This window comes from Allobosea sp. P4_C6 (assembly GCF_056402015.1).
Genome location: NZ_JBFUIF010000224.1, coordinates 1 through 1663 on the forward strand (window position 1 = coordinate 1; position 1663 = coordinate 1663).

Consider the following 1663-nt stretch of genomic DNA (forward strand, 5'->3'; position numbering starts at 1 on the left):
GCGCGACGAACTCCTGAGCGGCGAGCTGTTCTACAGCCTCGCCGAGGCTCGGATCGTCATCGAGGGCTGGCGTCAGCACTACAATACCCGGCGCCCGCACTCCTCGCTCGGCTACAAGCCGCCAGCACCGGTCGCTGTGGTCTGGCCGCCTACGAAAACCCAACCCGCTTCGCCGGCCATCTCAACCGTGGCCGACAAGCCCACCATGCATTAGATTAGAACCGGGCCACCTGATGGGGGCAGGCCAATTTGCCTTTCGGGCATAGTTCCTCGATCACGGAATCGATTGATCCCGCCTCGAAAGAATTGTTGTTGAATGGAGAGCTAGTGGTTCGCCTGAAGCAGCGCTTCGATGTCGCGCAGTTTTACGTACTTCCGGCCATTCAAGAGCGAATATGTCGGTATCATCCCACGGGCAGCAGCGCGCTGGACTTTATAATAGGGCAGACCAAGTGCTTCGGCTGCTTGCTTGTATGTGCTCAAGCGATCGATATCGGGATATGGGTCATTGTGCATGTGCGTGATCTCCGACGAACCTCAGCGGCTCGTTGAGACTTRTCTTGCACATCGGAAACTGTCCTGCTCCCAGTTAGCGGCTAACTGGGAACGAATTGTTCAAACGGGGGAATGTCGTCGACTGGTAGCTCAAGCAGCCCGAGCATTTTCGGAACGCCAAAGTGTTTCTCCGAAAAAATTGGCTTCAATGCGCGGATGCCTTCCTCGTCAGGTTCTTTCTCCACCATTTTTTCGAACCAGACTTTGGGGAAGCCGGCCAATCCTTTCTTCGCGATTATGTCATTGATGATGACGGTGACGTCCTGATCGATATCGGAACGCTTGTCACCCTTACGCACCCGCGGATAGACGATGTGCGCCAACCACTTTTGCTGCCGTTGTGGTGACCGCTTTTCAGCACTGGCAGCGGCGGCGCGCTCGGCCGCGAGAACCTTACTGTCGTCCATTACATAGTTGACGGTGTGGSCGAAGGCGCACATCAACACGCCCCATGCTTGAACGAATTCAATGCTCAGCTGCCGCTGGTGAATCAATTGTTCAAGACGTTCGAGCTGTGCGTTACCGAGATTATAGAAATATTCCCGTTGGTCATTTTCAGTTGTGGCGCCGCGGTATGGGATGAAAGCGGAGAGAGCCGCAATATTAACCTCGCCGCCGATCGCTTGCTCGCGCGTTTGTAAGCGCATCGAGAGAATTTCTAACGCCACGTCAAAATTATACTCCACCATCTCCCAGAAGTGGGCCTCGTCGCGTGGCGGTTCGGTAAATTCCTCATTGAACATGCTGCGATTCCCGCTTCATGGTGGCGACGCAGCCATGTGAGCACTTCCAACCGTGTGTTCAATGGCTTTCGCGCGCGTACGCGCCCGCGCGCGCGTAGCTGCCCACTGGTGGAGTACAGCCGCGACGGAGCTAGTGGGTGGCACCTGGATATGACGCACAGTACGATCCGGCGCTGCGTTTGCCGAGCAGGGCGCAGGCCGAGATTTCCCTTGATGCCGCGGCGATGGCCGCGGCCGCGGTTGACCGACCAGCGCGTGCCGGCGCTGCGGTTCATGGCAGGGGCGATTGATGGGAGGGAAAGGCGCAGCGGAGGATGAGGCTCATAGCGCCCGAATCTGCTTCTCGATCTCCCCGGGGATTGCAT

General features: G+C 57.4%; 3 protein-coding genes. 1 reads left to right on the forward strand and 2 read right to left on the reverse strand.

Translation table 11 applies throughout. From position 1 onward, the window contains the following. Positions 1–214: integrase core domain-containing protein (locus AC1DVA_RS28140; protein ID WP_476808047.1), on the forward strand; the 214-nt coding region annotated here is incomplete at its 5' end. A gap of 110 nt (positions 215–324) precedes the next feature. Here AC1DVA_RS28140 and AC1DVA_RS28145 read toward each other — a convergent pair. Together AC1DVA_RS28145 and AC1DVA_RS28150 are read right to left on the reverse strand one after the other, a co-directional pair. Further along, positions 325–516 (reverse strand): MerR family transcriptional regulator, encoded by a 192-nt coding sequence (locus tag AC1DVA_RS28145; RefSeq protein WP_476808092.1) that lies wholly within the window; start codon positions 514–516, stop codon positions 325–327. Between the two features lie 80 nt (positions 517–596). Continuing rightward, positions 597–1298: a hypothetical protein gene (locus AC1DVA_RS28150; RefSeq protein WP_476808093.1), complete on the reverse strand. Its 702-nt coding sequence runs from the start codon at positions 1296–1298 to the stop codon at positions 597–599. Positions 1299–1663 lie beyond the last annotated feature (365 nt).

Coding starts and splice junctions, on each gene's coding strand:
- AC1DVA_RS28145 (WP_476808092.1), bottom strand. CDS start 516: ATGCACAATGACCCATATCCCGATATCGATCGCTTGAGCACATACAAG.